This window comes from Agrobacterium sp. lyk4-40-TYG-31, assembly GCF_030209855.1.
GTDB lineage: Bacteria > Pseudomonadota > Alphaproteobacteria > Rhizobiales > Rhizobiaceae > Agrobacterium > Agrobacterium vaccinii.
Window position 1 is genome coordinate 509454 of sequence record NZ_JARVRE010000002.1, and the last position, 18020, is coordinate 527473.

General features: G+C 55.6%; 17 protein-coding genes. 6 read left to right on the top strand and 11 right to left on the bottom strand.

What is annotated here, in order from left to right; translation table 11 throughout:
* Positions 1–10 precede the first annotated feature (10 nt).
* The 4 genes from QRN55_RS03045 to QRN55_RS03060 all read left to right on the top strand — a co-directional run bounded on the left by QRN55_RS03045 (position 11) and on the right by QRN55_RS03060 (position 5129).
* Positions 11–1543: an ABC transporter substrate-binding protein gene (locus QRN55_RS03045; protein ID WP_284774697.1), complete on the top strand. Its 1533-nt coding sequence runs from the start codon at positions 11–13 to the stop codon at positions 1541–1543.
* 63 nt (positions 1544–1606) lie between these two features.
* On the top strand, positions 1607–2530 hold the full coding sequence (locus QRN55_RS03050) for an ABC transporter permease (protein WP_233124931.1): 924 nt from the start codon (positions 1607–1609) through the stop codon (positions 2528–2530).
* 5 nt (positions 2531–2535) lie between these two features.
* A complete protein-coding gene (locus QRN55_RS03055) occupies positions 2536–3384 on the top strand; it encodes an ABC transporter permease (RefSeq protein WP_233123602.1) in 849 nt (282 codons plus the stop codon).
* A 5-nt stretch (positions 3385–3389) separates the two neighbouring features.
* Positions 3390–5129, top strand: coding sequence for a M14 family metallopeptidase (locus QRN55_RS03060; protein WP_233123601.1), 1740 nt, complete (start codon positions 3390–3392; stop codon positions 5127–5129).
* Between the two features lie 43 nt (positions 5130–5172).
* Here QRN55_RS03060 and QRN55_RS03065 read toward each other — a convergent pair whose 3' ends face one another.
* The 8 genes from QRN55_RS03065 to QRN55_RS03100 form a co-directional block, all read right to left on the bottom strand.
* Positions 5173–5901, bottom strand: a complete 729-nt coding sequence (locus QRN55_RS03065; RefSeq protein WP_112500234.1) for a DUF4286 family protein — start codon at positions 5899–5901, stop codon at positions 5173–5175.
* Positions 5901–6932 carry a zinc-dependent alcohol dehydrogenase gene (locus QRN55_RS03070; RefSeq protein ID WP_233123600.1) on the bottom strand — a complete coding sequence of 344 codons (1032 nt, stop codon included), beginning with the start codon at positions 6930–6932 and terminating at the stop codon, positions 5901–5903. The genes QRN55_RS03065 and QRN55_RS03070 overlap by 1 nt, the downstream gene beginning before the upstream one ends.
* 29 nt (positions 6933–6961) lie before the next feature.
* Entirely contained in the window at positions 6962–7855 is an 894-nt protein-coding gene (locus QRN55_RS03075) for an ABC transporter permease (protein WP_233136744.1), read from the bottom strand.
* Positions 7812–8579, bottom strand: a complete 768-nt coding sequence (locus QRN55_RS03080; RefSeq protein ID WP_112500237.1) for an ABC transporter ATP-binding protein — start codon at positions 8577–8579, stop codon at positions 7812–7814. Before QRN55_RS03080 ends, QRN55_RS03075 begins: the two co-directional genes overlap by 44 nt.
* Positions 8580–8630: 51 nt before the next feature.
* Positions 8631–9653: an ABC transporter substrate-binding protein gene (locus QRN55_RS03085; protein WP_284774704.1), complete on the bottom strand. Its 1023-nt coding sequence runs from the start codon at positions 9651–9653 to the stop codon at positions 8631–8633.
* A gap of 128 nt (positions 9654–9781) precedes the next feature.
* On the bottom strand, positions 9782–10735 hold the full coding sequence (locus QRN55_RS03090) for a LysR family transcriptional regulator (RefSeq protein WP_112500238.1): 954 nt from the start codon (positions 10733–10735) through the stop codon (positions 9782–9784).
* Positions 10725–11633 (bottom strand): alpha/beta fold hydrolase, encoded by a 909-nt coding sequence (locus QRN55_RS03095; protein ID WP_233123597.1) that lies wholly within the window; start codon positions 11631–11633, stop codon positions 10725–10727. The genes QRN55_RS03090 and QRN55_RS03095 overlap by 11 nt, the downstream gene beginning before the upstream one ends.
* 8 nt (positions 11634–11641) lie before the next feature.
* Complete coding sequence (locus QRN55_RS03100) at positions 11642–12577, bottom strand: LysR family transcriptional regulator (RefSeq protein WP_112500240.1); 936 nt, start codon at positions 12575–12577, stop codon at positions 11642–11644.
* A 109-nt stretch (positions 12578–12686) separates the two neighbouring features.
* On the opposite strand from QRN55_RS03100, the gene QRN55_RS03105 reads away from it, so the two are divergent.
* Together QRN55_RS03105 and QRN55_RS03110 are read left to right on the top strand one after the other, a co-directional pair.
* Positions 12687–13505 (top strand): shikimate dehydrogenase family protein, encoded by an 819-nt coding sequence (locus tag QRN55_RS03105; protein WP_284774708.1) that lies wholly within the window; start codon positions 12687–12689, stop codon positions 13503–13505.
* Positions 13498–14763, top strand: coding sequence for an FAD-dependent oxidoreductase (locus tag QRN55_RS03110; RefSeq protein WP_277877907.1), 1266 nt, complete (start codon positions 13498–13500; stop codon positions 14761–14763). Before QRN55_RS03105 ends, QRN55_RS03110 begins: the two co-directional genes overlap by 8 nt.
* A 336-nt stretch (positions 14764–15099) precedes the next feature.
* On the opposite strand, the gene QRN55_RS03115 is transcribed toward QRN55_RS03110, so the two are convergent.
* Genes QRN55_RS03115 through QRN55_RS03125 form a run of 3 tightly spaced genes read right to left on the bottom strand, consistent with a single transcriptional unit; the run spans position 15100 to position 17899 of the window.
* Positions 15100–16176: an ABC transporter ATP-binding protein gene (locus QRN55_RS03115; RefSeq protein ID WP_233123595.1), complete on the bottom strand. Its 1077-nt coding sequence runs from the start codon at positions 16174–16176 to the stop codon at positions 15100–15102.
* The gene (locus QRN55_RS03120) at positions 16173–17000 is read right to left on the bottom strand and encodes a carbohydrate ABC transporter permease (RefSeq protein WP_112500244.1); all 828 of its coding nucleotides are present in this window, start codon (positions 16998–17000) and stop codon (positions 16173–16175) included. Before QRN55_RS03120 ends, QRN55_RS03115 begins: the two co-directional genes overlap by 4 nt.
* On the bottom strand, positions 16997–17899 hold the full coding sequence (locus QRN55_RS03125; protein ID WP_112500245.1) for a carbohydrate ABC transporter permease: 903 nt from the start codon (positions 17897–17899) through the stop codon (positions 16997–16999). Before QRN55_RS03125 ends, QRN55_RS03120 begins: the two co-directional genes overlap by 4 nt.
* Between the last annotated feature and the right edge of the window lie 121 nt (positions 17900–18020).

Here is an 18020-nt window from a genome sequence, read left to right on the forward strand (position 1 = left end):
GAACAGATCAATGACCAGAATAAACAGCGGGCTGACGGCCTTCGTGGCGCTTGCCCTGTCAAGCGTGGCTTTTACTGCCGCACCGGCAATTGCAGCCGGAAAAATGACGATTTCCACCCCGCAGGACCCAGGCAGCTGGGACCCCATCGATACATTTCTGGTCCAGTGGGCTGCCGTTGCCACCAACATCTTCGATGGCCTGACCTATCGTGGCCCTGATCTGAAGCTCGTGCCGGGTCTTGCTGAATCCTGGGAAGAATTGGACGAAGGCAAGCGCATTCGCTTCAAGCTTCGCCAGAACGTTAAGTTCCACAATGGCGAGCCATTCAACGCGGAAGCCGTCAAGTTCACCTTCGATCGCCTGCTTGGCGAACAGGGTGCGAAGGGGCCGCAGCGTTCCAACTACACGGCCATCGAAAGCGTCGAGATCATCGACGAGAACACCGTGGACATGAAGCTGAAGGCTCCCGATCCCGTTCTGCTGACCAAGCTTGCCGGATATGGTGCCATGATCGTGCCGCCAAAGTACATTCAGGAAAAGGGTGAAGACAACTTCAACACCAATCCTGTCGGCACGGGTGCATTCAAATTCGTGTCCTACGCGCCGAAGGTGAACATCAAGCTGGAAGCAAACCCGGATTACTGGGGCGGCCCGCCGAAGTTGTCTGAGCTCGATTACCGCTTCATCTCCGAACCGGCGACAGCCGTTGCCGAGCTCCAGGCTGGCCGTGTCGATCTCGTCATTCCGCCTACGATCCCTATTGGCATGCTGCCGGTCATTCAGGGCGATTCCAAGCTGGAAATCGTGAGCGTTCCCGGCCCAACCGTCGATGCTCTGCGCTTCAATACGCGTGATGGCATCACGGCTGATCCGAAGGTTCGCAAGGCGATCATCATGGCAGTGGATCGTGCGACCATCGTCAAGTCGATCCTTGCAGGGCAGGGCTCTGAAATCGCAAGCTTCCAGGGCGCGTTGTCATTTGGTTACGACTCAGAACTGAAACCGCTTCCTTACGATCCAGAAGGCGCAAAAAAGCTTCTGGCAGAGGCTGGCGTAAAGCCGGGTGCAACTGTTCAGATCGATATTCGTGGTAATGACGCGACGATGAACGAGGTTACGCAGGTCATCGCCAGCTACCTCCAGATGGTCGGCATTACCGCCACCATCAAGCCTTATGAAACCAACGTTCTGCTGAATGATATCATTCCGCAGGGTAAGACCGGTGCCATGTTCCAGCAGAAGTGGGGCGGCTGGACCTTCGATTACGACAACACCGCCTATTCCATGTATCACTCCGGTGAAAAGTGGAATCCTTACGAAAAGGACGCTGCGCTGGACAAGCTGCTGGAATCCCAACGCCCGCTGACGGACCGCGCGGAGCGTGAGCGCATCCTGAAGGAAATCGGCAAAGCGACTGCCGAGAAGGCTCTTGAGCTGCCGCTCTACAACAGCAACGCGATCTATGGCGTCAGCAAGAAGGTCAAGGGCTTCGTCGCCCCGCCGGATAACCGCCTGAAACTGACCGACGTCACCGTCGAGTAAAAATGAATGTTTGACGCTGCTCTCAAGGGGCGGCGTCACCATCCCCATTGCAAGGAAAAGAACGTGGCCGGTTTCCTCATCAAGCGATTGTTGCAGGCGTTATTCGTCGTCATCGCCATCACGCTGCTCGTCTCATTCGCCATTCGCCTGACCGGCGACCCTGCCGTTACCATGTTTCAGGGCGGTGGCAGCATGACGGAAGAAGATTTGATGCGCATACGTGTCGCGCTTGGCACGGATCAACCGTTCTTCGTGCAATACATGAACTTCTTAAAGGGCCTAGTCACGTTGGACCTTGGCAAGAGCTTCATCGGTGGCACGCCAGTCTCGCGCCTGATCGGTGATGCGCTACCGGCAACGCTGATGCTGGCGTTCATTTCTATGATCGTGTCGATTGCGCTGTCGATCCCACTGGGCATCAAGGCGGCGACCTCGAAAGGGAAGGGTGTCGATCAGGCCATCAGGATATTCTCGCTGCTCGGCCTGTCCTTTCCGAATTTCTGGCTCGCGCTGATGCTCGTCCTGCTGTTTTCGATCACACTCGGCTGGCTTCCGCCAAGTGGTATGGGTGGCGCGGTCAGCTACGTCATGCCTGCGGTGACGATGGGCGTTATTCTCACCGCCACCAATGTCCGTCTCGTTCGCACGGCCATGCTGGATACTCTGCAATCGCAATACATCATGGTTGCGCGTGCCAAGGGCTTGAGCGAAAGCAAGGTTCTTTACAAGCACGCGCTGCGCAACTGCGCTATTCCGCTCATCACCTATTTCGGTTTGCAGTTCGGCGGGTTGCTGGGCGGCATCGTTGTCATCGAGCGGGTGTTCAACTGGCCGGGCATGGGCTCGCTGGCATTCGATGCCGTTGGTGCACGCGATTACCCCGTGTTGCAGGCCGTCATTACCGTGCTGTCGCTGATGATCGTCGGCATCAATCTTCTGGTCGATATCGCCTACGGGCTGGTCGATCCCCGTATCCGCACGGAGTAACCGACATGGCAACCAAAACCTTCCGCCTTTCGCGGTTCTACAGCCTTGAATTCGTGCTGGGTGCAACCTTGACCATCGTCATCTGCGCTGCCGTGCTTCTGTCCGACGTGCTTTTCCCCGGCGGTGCGGAAAAGATCGATCTGATGGCGCGGCTTGCAAAACCGTTTGCTAGCGCGGCACACCCTTTCGGCACTGACCCGTTGGGCCGTGATGTTCTGGCGCGTGTCGTGGCAGGTGGCAAGATTTCGCTGCTGGTGGGCTTTACGTCTGTCATCGGTGCCGTGGTTTTCGGTGTGCTGATGGGCCTGATTGCAGGCTACTACCGCGGCTTCTGGGATATGGTCGTGATGCGCTTTGCCGATATCCAGCTTGCCATGCCTTTCATTCTGCTGGCCATTACATTCATTGCCATTGTGGGTGGCAGCCTCACCAACACCATCATATTGCTGATCGTGTCGCAGTGGGTGCAATATGCGCGCCTCGTGCGCGGCTCGGTGCTCACACTGCGTGAGCGGGAATTCATCCTGTCGGCGCGCGCTATCGGCGTCAAAGACTGGCGCATCATCTTCCAGCATCTGCTGCCAAACCTCATCGGCCCGGTCATCGTGCTGATGACGCTGAATGTGGCCAACAATATCCTGCTGGAAAGCAGCCTTACCTTCCTTGGCATGGGGGTCGATCCAACCATTCCAAGCTGGGGCGGCATGCTGGCGGATGGTCGCACCTATTTGCAGATCGCCTGGTGGGTCAGCGTCTTCCCTGGTCTGGCAATCCTTCTCACTGTGCTTGGCCTCAATCTTCTGGGCGACTGGCTGCGCGATAGCCTCGATCCGACCGGTAGAACTTCAAGGTAAATGCCATGACAGAGATATTTAGACAGACATTCAAGCGCACTCTTGATGATTTGGTCGAGCAGGCGGTTCCCGGGCAGTCCCTGGAAGCATGGACATTCGATGACGTGAAGAGCAGACGTGATGCCGAGCGCCGCCTTGCAGAAAAAGGCGTGACGGCACGCATCCGCAGTGCCTACAAGCCGTTGCTCCATAGCTTTCTGGAAGAGATTGACCTGGAAGGCGTCGAGAGCATTCAGATCGCATATCCCGTTCACCCAGACGCACCCGAAAATCGGTTTCGGCTCGAGGCCTATCCGTTGGCCGCTTTGGTCGGAGAGATCAAAATTGACTTCGTGCCGCGTGCAGATGATGCGTTTTTCTATGACGTTTCTCTGAAACGGGCAGCTGGTACCGAGACACTGAAGGTATTCGCGCCAAATCGCGTCCATGTCGATATCGTTGGAGAAACCAATGTCTCGCCAACCGGCTGGCTGCGCCACGGCGAGCATGATGAGCGGCTTGAAACGGACTACGAGCGTTTGTTCGAGAGCGCGATTAACGCAGTCGCAACACACTATTGGGGAAATAAAGAGCCCTATTTCGATGAGCTCAATATTCGCGTCCTTTATCCTTCCGAGGATCTGCCGCTTTCCATTGGCGATGAGATGGTCAGCCTGCGGGAAGCCCTGCATGAGGATTTCTACTTCTCACTTCTCGAATTCTTCCAGAAAAAATCCGGTCGTCCACTTGGTGATCGTGGCTTGAAACCCGGCCAGATCGTCCCGGAAGTCATCAAAAGTGACGCGGGAATTTCGGTGCGTATCGAAACCAGGCCATTGGGCACGGCATTTCTGGATAGCGCGGACCAAGCAATCGAAACAGCTGCTGCCCCGCTATCGACAGATCAGATATCAAATCTGCTGACCGAAATAGGTGGCGACGCGTTCACTGCCCGCGCCAGATCAGGCAGGCAAGTGACCGCACGCTATGTCAGCGGAAACGACGCCGCCGTCATGATCAGCGGCGGACAACACCCGAATGAAACGACAGGCATCGTCGGGGCTCTCCGTGCGGCCCTTGAATTGCAGACGAAGGCGGGTGCGCACTTCACCATTTCGCCGCTGGAAAACCCTGATGGTTACGCCATCCATCAACGGCTTCGCGTCGATAATCCAAGACATATGCATCACGCCGCGCGCTATACCGCGTTGGGAGATGATCTCGAGTATCGGACGCCTGAGAATTCGGGAGCGTATCTCAACGAAAAGGAAATCCGTTTCAAAGCGCAAGACTTAAGCGGAGCTACCTTGCACGTCAATCTTCACGGTTATCCCTCGCACGAATGGACCCGTCCGCTCTCGGGGTATGTGCCGCGTAATTTTGCGATGTGGACTTTGCCAAAAGGCTTCTTTCTTGTCATGCGTCATCACGCTGGCTGGACCGAACAGGCCGAGGCCTTGCTCGACAAGGTTACCCGCCATCTTGGCACAATCCCCGGTCTGCTGGACTATAATGATCGCCAGATCGCACTCTACGAAATCCACGCCGGCGAGACCGGTTTTCGCATCATCAACGGTTTTCCGTGCCTTTCATCGGTCGATGATCGACACACGGTACCGATGACGCTGATAACCGAGTATCCAGACGAAACGATCTACGGCGACGATTTCATAGCTGGTCACACCGCGCAGATGCAGACGGTGGTGTCTGCGTACGAGGCGTGGCAGGAGATTATGAGAGGTTATTCTAATCGATCAGGCGTATAGATTTGGCTGAACCCGTATGAAAAATCATATTGGAGATTTATTCCTATGGATCGGATGGGTTCAGATATGTGTCACTTATACGGCTTGAAATGCCTGCCCGGTTATCGGGAAACTCGTCCTCGCGGTAGCTTACGAGCAGGCTGAAGAGGTCTGCCCGCAGACATTTACGTGGCGTAAGTAGTGCTTCTATGCGTTGCGTGATGATTGTTTGATTGCGCGAGAGTGCCTCAACTGATTCACCCTCGATTAGGACCACGACATTCACAGTGTCCAGGTCAGTCGTCTCTTCCTGTGTGAAAACCTCATAATTCTGGTTAGGTTCTGCTATTGTGGCTCGGAAGCACACAATTTGCGCTTCAATGAGCAATTGCCTCAACAGAGTTTCGAGCTCTGACATTGATGCCTTGGCCTTGGTACGCTCTACAGCATATGCTTGGACGATTGCCGCTCCACCGATGCCTTTACCGCCGATTATCGCGATTTCGCCTGGAATTCTCAGAACTCTTGAAAAATGCTGGCGCATTTTAAGCGACCAAGATGTCGGGTTGCGGACAAGATCGAAGTAAGCGTCTTGCTCAATGACTTTGATGTCTTCAAGCTCGTAAAGCGTGAAATATCTTTCGCTGTCGACCGAAGAAACGTAGCGGCGTGCAGCTCGCATTCCGGGTACTGTCAAGCGCTCTGGCACGTGTTCGAACGTGTGCCAGGCCGCGTATTCTTCGGCGAGGTTTGAAGGGTAATCGTTCCAGAGTGCTAAAATGGCAGCGGCCATCAAACGTCTCCCATGCGTAAAATGACTTTGGATGCTTCACGGCTGCGCGCAGCCTCAAAGCCCACTAACGCGTCAGTCAAAGGTAGATTGTGTGAAATCAGCTGCCGCATCAAATCCTGATGACCATCGAGGAAGGAGATGACGTCATCCCAGCTATCGGCAGGTGCTCTGTAGGATCCGCGTATTTGCTGATGCATCCGCACGAGCGAGGTAAGATCGATCTGCGCAGGAGTGGCGTGGATGCCGACAACAGTGAAAATACCGCGCTTCTTCAGGAATGGCAGCGTAGCAGCAACAAGCGCTGGCACGCCTGCCGCTTCGATAATCGCGTCGAAGGGCCCAAACTCAGCAAGCGCCGGTCCCATCTCGACATCACTTGTATCGATCAGATGTTCAAAACCTGCAGCTCGGAGGCGGTCGAGGCGCGGACTGTCGTCGCGTCCCATAATCACCACTTTCGCTCCTTTGTGGCGGGCAAGGATCGCAATGCCTTGACCGATAAAGCCAGGCCCGATGACCAAGATGGTCTGACTTGGCTGCACCTCTGCTGTCGCAACAGCTTCCGCGCAAACGGTCATCGGCTCTGTTAAAGCAGCGACATTCATATCGATACTATCAGGTAGAGCGTGGCAGTTCTTGAAGGGAACGCTGACGTAGGAGGTGAAAGCACCGTTCCGGCCGATACCGACACCCTTGCGGTCGGAGCAATTGTCCTCGTCACCTTTCAGGCAAGCATCGCACTTGCCGCAGGTGGTGGAGGGTCTTGCTGTCACACGAGTGCCCACGGCGTTCGCCGGGACATCTTTGCCAACCCGTTCAATCGTGCCGGAAAACTCATGGCCCAGCGTGACGGGCATTGCCCGCTCCATCGATTCGTATCCAGGTGTCCATTGCGCGATATGCAGGTCGGTACCGCAGATGCCAGCGGAATGCACACGGATCAACACTTCGCCCAAGGCGACGTGGTCGGGCTCGGCCAGAGTGTTGAATTGCACGCCGCTGCCGGGCCGGACCTTTTGCAATGCCAGCATATTGAATCTCCGTTGGTGAAGTCTGGGTGTCAGCCGCGCCAGCTTAGAAAGCGCTTCTCGACCTGTCCGATTGCAAAATTGACGATCAAACCCATGACAGAGAGTATCGTCACACCGGCGAAAAGCTTTTCGAGATCATAGAGTGAGCCTGCCTCCAGGATGTAGGAGCCAACACCATATTGAGCACCGAGCATTTCGGCTGCGACGAGGAGGATAATGGCAATGGAAATCGACACACGTAGGCCGGACAAGATGGCCGGAAAAGCGCCGGGCAGCACGATCTTTCTGATGATCGACCACCAACTCAGACCAAAACTCTGGCCCATGCGGATCAGCGTGCGATCGACGTTGTCGACGGCGCCGTAGGTCGCGACCACTGTCGGCGTGAATGTGCCAAAGGCAATCAACGCGTATTTCGACGTTTCATCGATGCCGAACCAAATCACGAACAGCGGTAAAAGCGCGATCTTGGGGATCGGAAAGAGCGCAGCGACCAAGGGCACCAGACCGGCACGGACATAGCTGAACAGACCGATCATGACCCCAACCGATATGCCAACCGCGATGCCAAGGAATGCCCCGACGAACAGTCGCTGTAGCGATGGCAGCAAGTGTTTCCACAGCAGTCCGGTTTGCCAGAGTTGCACGAAGGTATCCAGAACGGCGGATGGTCGTGGCAGGGTCAGGTTGGAAATGATGCCGCTACGGGTACCGATTTCGGCCAGCGCGATCAGGACGACAAAGACAGCAATGCCCATGCCACGCACAGGCATTGGCGCAAAACCACCGCCGCGAAACTCGACTGATCGCACCGGTGCTCTCTTGTTTTCTGTCCTGTTGTCGCCTGATAATCCGGCAGCATTGGCAACTGCGTTAACGTCAGACATTGACCAACTCCTTGTCAGCGGCCATGGCTTCTTCACGCATCAGGTCCCAGAGTTGCTTCTGCTTCTCTTCCAGCACGGAATCTCCGAGATGGCGCTCGGACAGTGGGATGTCGATATCGACGATTTCGCGTATCTGGCCGGGTCGGCGAGACAAGACGACAACGCGGTGGCCGAGCCGAACGGCTTCGTTGAGATTGTGCGTCACATAGACAGACGTGAATGGCTGGCGAGTCCACAGTGAAATCAGATCATCCATCAAAAGTTCACGGGTCTGGCTGTCGAGTGCTGAAAGCGGCTCATCCATCAACATCACGGCGGGGCGCACGGCAAGAGCGCGGCTGATCGCGACACGCTGGCGCATGCCACCCGACAGCTGTTTCGGGAGTGCCTGCCTGAAATCTGATAAACGGGTACGCTCGAGAACATCCGTCACGATGTCGTCCATATCGCGTTTGCTCAGGCCGTGATCTTCGAGAACGAGCTTGATGTTACCTTCCACGGTACGCCAGGGAAGTAGCGCAAAGTGCTGAAAAACATAGGTCAGAGGATTGAGAGACCCCTTCGGCGGATTGCCGATTTGCAGCACTTCGCCCGAACTCGGTCTTTCTAAACCACCTAAAAAGCGGAGCAAGGTCGATTTACCGCAACCGGATGGCCCTATCAGACAGATGATCTGTCCCTGCTGTATATCAAGCGAGATATCTTTGAGAACCTCGACCGATCCGTAGGAATGGCTGATGTTTTTAAGCTTAAGGTCCATACGGGCCTCCTTGGCGGAGGCGCGATGCCTCCGCGAAAAATCGCAAGCTGATTAGATTGTCTTGACGTAGGACGTATCGAACAACTGTTCATTGGTTATGGCGTCCTTGACCATGCCTTCGGCCTTGAACCATTCCAGTTGCTCGACACAGCTACCGAGCGACAGTGCGAGATCGGCGTTGATGCGCATGGCTCCATCGATCAGGTTCTGCTTGGCAGTCTCGAACGGGCTGTCACTTTCGACATATTTGTGAACGATTTTTGCCAGAGCGTCGCGTTCGGCGTCGTCAGCCTTGTTATCCATGAAAGCAGCATTGTAGTCCCCAATTGCTCGCGAATAGGCTTTGACAAACGCCGCCGTCATTTCGCGTTCATTGGCTGCGTTCTTGGTCGAGGTGAAAGCGGTCGTAACCTGGTAATCCGGCGCATAGTCCGAGACTAGGCCGATCTGCTTGGCGGCGCCTTCACGGATCATCTTTTTAGCGACATTTGGCTGAATCGCCCAGGCATCGATCTGACCGGTTGTGAGAGCGCCGACGATAGCGCCGAGCTTTTGCAGCGGGCGGAGCTGCATGTCAGACAGTTTGATATTGTTCGCCATGGCAATCTTGTGGGCCATGAAGTGGAAGGAGGAGCCAGCCGTGGTGATGCCGAAGCTTTTTCCCGCGAGCTTTGAAGGATCGGTAAGCCCAGCGTCATAGGCTTTGTTCGAAGCAAGAATGATCGCGCCTGTAACGCCCTTTTGTTCGGTCAGCGCCCCGCCAATAACCTTGATGGCGTCTTTCTGAGCAAGACTGATGAGCCCGCCGCTCATCGCGGTCACACCGAAATCGGCATCACCTGACGCAATTGCAACGGCCATAGGCTGCGCTGCTTCAAAGAATTTCAGTTCAATGTCCAGTCCGGCTTCCTTGTAGTAGCCGCGCTCGAAAGCGATGAAGCTTGGCGCATGGCTGGCAAGGTGAAGCACTGCGAGATTACGCGTTGCGGCGCGCGCTGGCAGGCCGAAAGCAGCAGCGCTACCGACAGCGCCCATACCGATAAGCGCCTGACGGCGGCTCAAAAATACATTCATTCGATATCTCCTCCCAAAATGACGTGTCTGGAACGCCATTCGCTTTCATTGCCACCAACTGAAAAGGAAGACAACGAACAATGATTATGCCTCCCATGCCTTTGAGGCATGGCGATGGCTTCTTGCCGTCATGTGAGTGGTGCCAGATCGGCCAATCTGCGGGACAGTATCTCAATCAGTTTGCGCAAATTGGCAGAATGCGATCGACGGCGGTTCCACAGAACCGATACCGAGAACTGAGGCGCGTTTTCAATAGGTCGAACGACGAGATTGCTGCCAACGGGTCCGAGCGTCGTGACATAGTCGACCAGCACGATGCCCATCGCCTCATTTGCCAGCGCCAATGCCGTGTCAGAAAACCGCGCGACGGCACGCGTATTGACCTTCAATTTTTCACGACTGAGAAAACGATCGACGACGGTCTGATGAGCGCCGCCCGGCGCGAATGCAATGAAATCCATATCCGCAAGGTCGGCTGCGCGTATCATAGGAGCACTGGCAAGGCTGTGATCCCTATGGATGACGGCCACAAGATTGACCCGCCCGACCTGTTCGACGGCAATCAGCGGATGATCTGGCGATGCGATGGTGACCACCGCTTCTCCACGTCCGGTAATCAAATATTCCTCGATCTGGTCCACGGGCAGCACGTCGAAGAAGAGCTCTATGCCCGGAACCTCCACAGACAAGGTCCGCAACGCCTGTGGAACCAGTGCACGCGCGACGCTCGCAGTGGAGCCGACGCGGAACACGGCGGTCTCTCCGCGGGCAATTCGCCCAATCTGCGTGCCAACACCGGTCAACTGTCGGATCAGTGGATCAATCTCCTGGAAGATTTCCAACGCTTCCGACGTGGGGACAAGGCCGTTCCTGTCGCGGGCGAAAAGCGCAATGCCGAGCAGGTCTTCTATACGACGAATGGTGCGGCTGAGAGCAGGTTGAGAAACGTTCAGCACCTTCGATGCCCCGGTGATCGATCGGGCCTGCATCACCGTGTGAAACACTTCCATCTGTCGCAGACTCAGCAGTCCCTCGCCAGAGCCATGCGTGACGTGGTCTTCGGCCTTGCCATCATCTGCCATATGAAACTTTTCCCAGAAAAGGTAGCAAAGCGTCTAACACTTCCGGCGCAGCAGTTTCGGGCAGCAGATGCCCGCCGCCAATCCCTCTGCCTTCGACATGTTCTGCCCAGTCCTTCCATATATCCAAAGGCTCTCGACCACCGCCATAACGCCGACCTTCTTCCCACAACAGCAACGTCGGAACCTTTATCTTGCGCCCAGCCATGCGATCGGCCAGATCGTGTGCCTCGTCTGTGTTGGCACCCGCTCTGTAATCTTCGCACATAGCATGACGGACATCGGCATTGTCGAACGCCGATCGGTAGTCTTCAAGGGCAATGGGGTCAAGCAGATCGATATTCGTTGTCATCTTGGCAAGCGTTAGATCGATGAGGAAACGCGGATCTGCGGCCATCAATGTTTCTGGCAGGGGCGCGGGCTGGGCCATCATGAACCAGTGCCATGCTCCCATACCGAAGGCCTTGTTGGCTCCCTCCCACATTTCGGGTGTCGGCACGACAGTGACGGAGACCAGCGCAACAACAGTCTCCGGAAAGTCGAGCGCTATCCGATAACCGACGCGTCCACCACGATCATGACCGACGACGACGAAACGATCATGCCCAAGTGCGCGCATCATATCATGCAGGCTTTTCGCCATCGCCCGCTTGGAGCCCATATCCAGCGCCGCGTCCTTCACGCGGCTGTGACCATAACCGGGCAGATCGGGAGCAACAACGGTATAGGATTCCGCCAGTGCAGGCGCGATGCGGTGCCAGGCGGCGCGCGTCTCGGGGTAGCCGTGCAACAAAAGAACTGCCGGGCCGGTCCCTTTCGTCAAAACGGCAAAATCCACCTCAGGCGTTTCAATGCGTCTGTCTTCAAAACCGGGGAACAATCCATTGGCCTGTCTATGCATTGGTTGAGCTATCCTGCTTCGGTTTGATTGGTGGCTGCGGCCGCAATATCCCGCAGCGCGTTGATCAGACTATCAACGCCCTTCTGCCGTGGGCGCAGATGGCAGACATGGACATATGCAGAAATGCTGACGCTGTTTTCGATTGGAATGGCGACAAGCCCATGGATATCGCAATCGATGGCTGAAAATGCATCGAGAATGGTAATGCCAATACGCTCTGTAACGAAGGACAGTGCGGCTTCGACGAAATGAACGTATATGGCGGTTTTGCGCGGGACATCCCAGCGCCGGTAGGTCTCTTCGATATAAACACCGTGGGTGGTGCTCGCCTCGAAGGAAATCAGGGTCTCTTCGGCAAGCTCTACTGGCGTGATCGACTTCCGGCTGGCGAGGTGGTGATCTTTGGGCACGACACATACTAGCCCGGCGCTGGCGATGCGCGCCGTCTCAATCATGGGATCTTTCACCTCGGCAATCGTTGCAACGCAAGCTCCCTGACCGAACAACAAATAGTCGCGCACATCGCGTTGGGATAATGAATCGCTGTAGTAGGTTCCAGCCGTGCCCTCTTGTTGCAAACGTCTCAACGCCTTTGGTATCAGCCGCATGCCAAGGCTTGGCGTGGAGCCGAAGCGAAACGTGGAGGCATTGCCGCGCGCGATGGCGTAGATCGCATCCGAGAGCATTTCCGATTGCTGATGAACGCGTTCGACTTCTGCAAGAATCAACTCTGCTTCCTGCGTTGGCACCAACCGACCTGAAATGCGGGCGAATAGCGCAACGCCCAGCTGATCCTCGAGCCGCTTGATAGCAATCGAAAGGCCAGGCTGCGAGACGCCAAGATGACGAGCCGCTGCCGTCAACGAGTTCGTCGCCATGATGGCGCGGAAAATCTCGACTTGCCGTTCTTTTAGTTTTGGCTCCCTGAGCTTGGAATTTGTCATCCGCAGCGCACATCAATCCTATAAATTGAAGTTATATCATCAGCCAATAATTATATTGGCGTCAATAGGAACCATCTTCTACGCTCTCCACAAATTGGGAGAAACGCTTATGATTGGCAGCGAGACACGACTAGTGGCGATCATCGGCTCACCGATTGCCCAAGTGAAGTCGCCGGATAATTTCAATCGCTACTTTGCCGATCATGCGACAGATCGGGCAATGATCGCGGTCGATCTGCTTCCAGAAAGCGTGGCGGACTTTCTGTCCACAGCACGCGGTTGGCGCAATCTCGACGGCTTCGTGGTCACCATTCCTCACAAGGCTGCGGTTGCTGAACTGGTGGATGATCTCAGCGATACGGCACGATTCCTCGGCGTGGCAAACGTCGTCAGGCGACACACAGACGGTCGCCTCTCCGGGGACATGACCGATGGAACCGGCTTTGTCAGCGCATCGCGACTGCATGGTTTCACCCCTGCCGGCAAGGCCGTGCTCCTTGTCGGCGCTGGGGCTGCCGGAAGTGCGATTGCCTATTCCCTAGCTGCGGCAGGTGTGGCTTCATTACTGATTTCGGATCGCAATGATGATCGCGCTCAAAGTCTTGCAACACGTCTTGCCAAGGCTTTTCCAAGCGTGGATATCACCTCGGGTCCAATCCCAATCCGCTCGTTCAATCTTGTCGTCAACGCGTCGTCTTCCGGCATGCAGGCGAATGATCCACTGCCCATTCCTGAAGCTGTTCTCGATGCCATGTCTGGGCACGGGCTTGTGGCGGATGTTGTGACGAGTCCGACAATTACCCCTCTTCTTGCACTTGCCGTCGCACGTGGCCTCACCATCCAGAGCGGAGAAGAAATGGCGAAAGCACAACTTTTCGCCCTAGGCAGCGCCATGGGAATTATGGGTGGAGGACGATTCAATGACTAACACGCGCAACGCCCGTTTCGATGTCGTGGTCGTGGGAGGAGGAGCGGCAGGAATGAGCGCGGCTGTGGCTGCTGCCCGCCTTGGCGCAAAGGTTGCTCTGATAGAGCGCTATGGCTTTCTCGGCGGCGCGGCCGCAAATTCACTTGTGCTTGCCTATTGCGGCTTCTTCCTGAAAGGTGCTGATCCTGTCTTTGCCGTCGGCGGAATCGGCGCCGAACTTCTGACTACGCTTGCACAGATCGGGCAAGACGTCGCGCCGATCAAATCGAGTAGCGGCAACTGGATCGTCATGCTGGATCCAGAAGCCGTCAAATTCGGCTTCGACCGGATGACCGACATTTCTAGCATAGAGGTCCTGCTGCACAGCCTCGTCACTGCGGTCTTCACCAAGCCTAATGGGATTGCTGCGATCACCGTGACCGACCATGTAGGCAGCTACGAGATCACAGCCGACGCATTCGTTGATGCTAGTGGAGAGGCCATCGTCGCGTCGCGAGCCGGACTTGAGATGACGAAGGACAGCATTGCCGGTGACCATGTCCAGCCTGCCTCGATGCCGGTCCGTATCGGTGGCGTAGCTGCCGATACGATCTTCGACCGTGCGCGAATGACACAACTTATCACCGAGCACAACGCCAGCTCACAGGCACCGATCCACCGCGCAGATGGCGGCGTGATGTTGCGGTTGCCGACATCCAATGATTACTGGTGGATGACGATCGATCTTGAGACCGACGGTCTGAGCGGTGCCAGTCTGGGCGCGGCAGAACGTCAGGCGCGGCTGGAAGCCTGGCGGAACTTGCAATTGCTGCGGCAGCTGCCGGGCTTTGAGGGCGCTTATATCTCAGCCACGGGGCCACAAATTGGTATTCGCGAAACACGCCGTCCACGTTCTCGTGAAGATTTGACTTGTACAGCTTTAACCAATGGAGAACGCCGTGATGATGGCATCGGTCGTGCCGCTTGGCCGATGGAGGTTCACGAAGCGCCGGGAAGGGCACGTTTCATCGACGTTGGTGGTGATGGATATGCCGACATACCGATCGGAGCTATAGAGGCGGCAGGCACCGACAATCTTTTTCTCGCGGGCCGGGTTGCTGGCGCTGATTCAAGCGCGTACGGCTCTTTACGTGTGATGGGAACATCTTTCGCTACCGGTCAAGCAGCCGGAACCGCTGCGGCTTTACGTGCGTCATCAGCCACCGTTTTAGCTCGTGATGTCAGACGCCATCTTGCACATAACAAAGCATTGATCTGAGCGCGAGTTGCTTAAGCGCTTTAGAAGCCACAGTTTTAGAATGTCTGCCTGATGGACACCATTGGGGACCGTATCCGACCAAGTTGTAAGGCAACTTAAACGAAGAAGGATCAAAACTAAATTCACAGCCTATGTTTAAGGGTATTGTTATGTTTGATGGATTTTTTTTCTATCTCGGCCTATATTTGCATGCCACGCCGTTTGTTGGGAACACTTTGTTTCAACTGTATTTGCGCCAGTAGCCTTTAATCCGCGCACACAGGTCAGCAGGTTTAACAGGGAGCTAAGAAACAAATAGGAAATTCGTTGAATATTTCAACATCGCACCTCCTTACTTCAAATCCGGATGCCGGTCGTATCATCGAATAGATGTAGCGTTACAGGATCGATGGCGAAACCAAGCTGTTCACCGGCTTTGACAGTGCTTCGGCCCTGAATCACCATCGAGATTTCCGGCTCTGTGGCGGTCGTGATGAATGTCGCGGACCCTGTCGTCTCGACTGCAGCAACGGGCAGGCTAAACTGGGCCTCATCAGTCGCGGTCAGTTGAATGTGTTCCGGGCGAATACCGACAACGACACGAGAACCGGGCGAAAACGATTTTTTCAGCGGAATGCTTCCAGTCGCCAAACCACTACCGAATTGCAAAGAGATATGATGCCCATCATTTTCAACGATAGCAGGCACAAAATTCATGGCAGGCGAACCGATGAACCCAGCCACAAAGCGATTGACCGGTTTATCGTAGAGTTCGATGGGTGAACCCTGCTGTTCGATGATGCCATCCTTCATGACGACCACGTGATCGGCCATGGTCATGGCCTCGATCTGGTCATGCGTGACATAGACAGACGTTGCATGAAGACGATCATGCAACGAGCGGATTTCTTTGCGCATATGCACGCGCAGTGCCGCATCGAGGTTGGACAAAGGCTCATCGAACAGGAACGCTTGCGGATCGCGGATGATGGCGCGGCTCATGGCTACGCGCTGACGCTGGCCGCCAGAAAGCTCGCGGGGATATCGTTTCAACAGTTGTGAAAGGCCAGTGGTGGCTGCTACTGCTTCGGCAGCCTTGCGTGCCTGGGCTTTTTTCACACCCCGTATACGCAGCGAGTAGGTGAGGTTTTCCTCGACTGTCATATGCGGGTAGAGCGCATAGGACTGGAACACCATCGCCACATCGCGCTTGCGCGGCGGCACGCCGTTCATGAGCTTGCCGGCGATGCGCATATCGCCAGCCGATATGCTCTCCAACCCTGCCAGCGAGCGTAGCAAGGTGGACTTGCCGCAGCCGGATGGGCCGACGAGTGCGACGAAGGTGCCTTTTTCGATGGATAGGTCGATGTTCTTCAGCGCATGAAACGCGCCGTAATATTTGTTCACACCGGAAAGTTCGATCTGAAGGGTCATTTGAGTGCTCCCGATGTCAGGCCGGAAACGATGCGGCGCTGCAAGAGAATGAAAATGGCGAGAATGGGCGTCACGTACATCGTGGCGTAGGCCATGATGTTGTTCCACTCGCTGGTGTTTGGCCCCATGAAGGAGTTCAGCCCCACGCTTGCGGGCTGCAATTCCACTGCCTGGATGATGGATTTCGAATACACGAATTCCCCGAAGGCCTGCATGAAAATGAGGATTGCCGAGACCAGAATGCCGTTACGGGCAAGCGGCAGCACAATGTTGAAGAACGCGCCAATGCGCGAATTGCCATCGACAAGTGCCGCCTCTTCCAGCTCCTGCGGCACGGCCATGAAAGTGGCGCGCACCAGAATGACGAAGAACGGCATGCTTTTGGCCGCAATCGCCAGAATGACCGCCAGCCGCGGGTAATCGAGAAGGCCGAACTGCGAGAAACCGACAAAGATAGGCGTAATCATCAAGGATGCAGGCAAGACCTGAAGCATGAGGATCAGGAACAGGCCGACATCCACCCAGCGATTGCGATAGCGTGCCAACACGTAAGCACATCCCACACCCAAAATGGTGATGAGACTGACTGCCCCGGTCGCGATCAGAATGGAATTCCACAAATACCGGCCCATATTGCGGCTTTCCCACACATAGGTGTAGGTTTCCCACTGTGGTACTGAGGGCCAGAAGCTCGGTGGATTGGCGAACATTTCCGAGCCGCCCTTGAGAGATGTGACATACATCCAGTAGAGCGGGAACAGATAGATTGCGGCCATGACGAGGGCGATGGCCAGCATGAAGCGATTGCGTATGACAAGGCTCATCCGCGCACCTCATGACGTGTAGAGCGAACATAAACGACCGACGCCAGCATGACGAACACGATCATGATGACCGAGATGGTCGCGCCTTTACCGAAATCATATTGGCGGAAGGACAGGTCCCAGGCCCAATATTGCGCGACGTTGGAGGTGTTGTTCGGCCCGCCATCGGTAATGGCTGCGAAAAGATCGAATTGCTGCAAGGTGAAGATCAGCCCCAGCGCCACGATGGCGCCGATGGTGGAGCGCATCATGGGAAGCGTGATCGTGTAGAACCGCTGCCATGCATTTGCGCCATCCAATTCCGCTGCCTCATAAAGATCGCCGGGAATGGCGGCAAGACCAACCGAGAGGAGGATCATGTTGAAGGATGTGCCCAGCCATATATTGGCAAGCACGACGGCCCAGAGCGAAAAATTTGGGTCCGAACGCCAGAAGATGTTCGCATCGATCATTCCGCTTTCGCGCAGAATAAAGTTCAGTACGCCAAAATCGCCCGATAATATCCAGTTCCAGATCGCGCCGACGACGAGTCCTGGCATGACCCAGGAGACCAGAAAGAGGCCACGCAACCAGGATGCGCCGGGGAAATTTGTCCAGAAGAACAGCGCCAGCCCGAAGCCGAAGATGAACTGACCGGCAATGGAAGCCACTACGAAGATCACCGTGTTGGTGAGAATGGGGATCGTCTCAGGCTGTTTGAATAGATCGATATAATTCTTCAAGCCAACGAATGGCCGCACGAAGCTACCGAGGCTGAACATATCAACCTCCTGAAAGCTCATGAGGATATTGTAGAGCAACGGCAAGCCAGCCATGACGAACAGAAAGGCGAGCGGCAATGCCACCAGAATGATATCGAAACCGCGGCCATCGCTCACGCTGGAAAATAGCTTCTTCATGAGACGCCCTTGTTTCCACACAGGATATGTCCGGACAGGCTGCCTGCTTCCATGGGTGACAGACAGCTCGCCGGGAGGAACTGGTAAGGTGAGATGCCGCAGGCTGATCCAACCCGTGGCA

Bases quoted from the DNA above. Each gene is read 5' to 3' on its own strand.
- QRN55_RS03045 (WP_284774697.1), top strand. From the start codon at position 11: ATGACCAGAATAAACAGCGGGCTGACGGCCTTCGTGGCGCTTGCCCTG.
- QRN55_RS03055 (WP_233123602.1), top strand. From the start codon at position 2,536: ATGGCAACCAAAACCTTCCGCCTTTCGCGGTTCTACAGCCTTGAATTC.
- QRN55_RS03060 (WP_233123601.1), top strand. From the start codon at position 3,390: ATGACAGAGATATTTAGACAGACATTCAAGCGCACTCTTGATGATTTG.
- QRN55_RS03065 (WP_112500234.1), bottom strand. From the start codon at position 5,901: ATGGCCGCTGCCATTTTAGCACTCTGGAACGATTACCCTTCAAACCTC.
- QRN55_RS03070 (WP_233123600.1), bottom strand. From the start codon at position 6,932: ATGCTGGCATTGCAAAAGGTCCGGCCCGGCAGCGGCGTGCAATTCAAC.
- QRN55_RS03080 (WP_112500237.1), bottom strand. From the start codon at position 8,579: ATGGACCTTAAGCTTAAAAACATCAGCCATTCCTACGGATCGGTCGAG.
- QRN55_RS03085 (WP_284774704.1), bottom strand. From the start codon at position 9,653: ATGAATGTATTTTTGAGCCGCCGTCAGGCGCTTATCGGTATGGGCGCT.
- QRN55_RS03090 (WP_112500238.1), bottom strand. From the start codon at position 10,735: ATGGCAGATGATGGCAAGGCCGAAGACCACGTCACGCATGGCTCTGGC.
- QRN55_RS03095 (WP_233123597.1), bottom strand. From the start codon at position 11,633: ATGCATAGACAGGCCAATGGATTGTTCCCCGGTTTTGAAGACAGACGC.
- QRN55_RS03100 (WP_112500240.1), bottom strand. From the start codon at position 12,577: ATGACAAATTCCAAGCTCAGGGAGCCAAAACTAAAAGAACGGCAAGTC.
- QRN55_RS03105 (WP_284774708.1), top strand. From the start codon at position 12,687: ATGATTGGCAGCGAGACACGACTAGTGGCGATCATCGGCTCACCGATT.
- QRN55_RS03110 (WP_277877907.1), top strand. From the start codon at position 13,498: ATGACTAACACGCGCAACGCCCGTTTCGATGTCGTGGTCGTGGGAGGA.
- QRN55_RS03115 (WP_233123595.1), bottom strand. From the start codon at position 16,176: ATGACCCTTCAGATCGAACTTTCCGGTGTGAACAAATATTACGGCGCG.
- QRN55_RS03120 (WP_112500244.1), bottom strand. From the start codon at position 17,000: ATGAGCCTTGTCATACGCAATCGCTTCATGCTGGCCATCGCCCTCGTC.
- QRN55_RS03125 (WP_112500245.1), bottom strand. From the start codon at position 17,899: ATGAAGAAGCTATTTTCCAGCGTGAGCGATGGCCGCGGTTTCGATATC.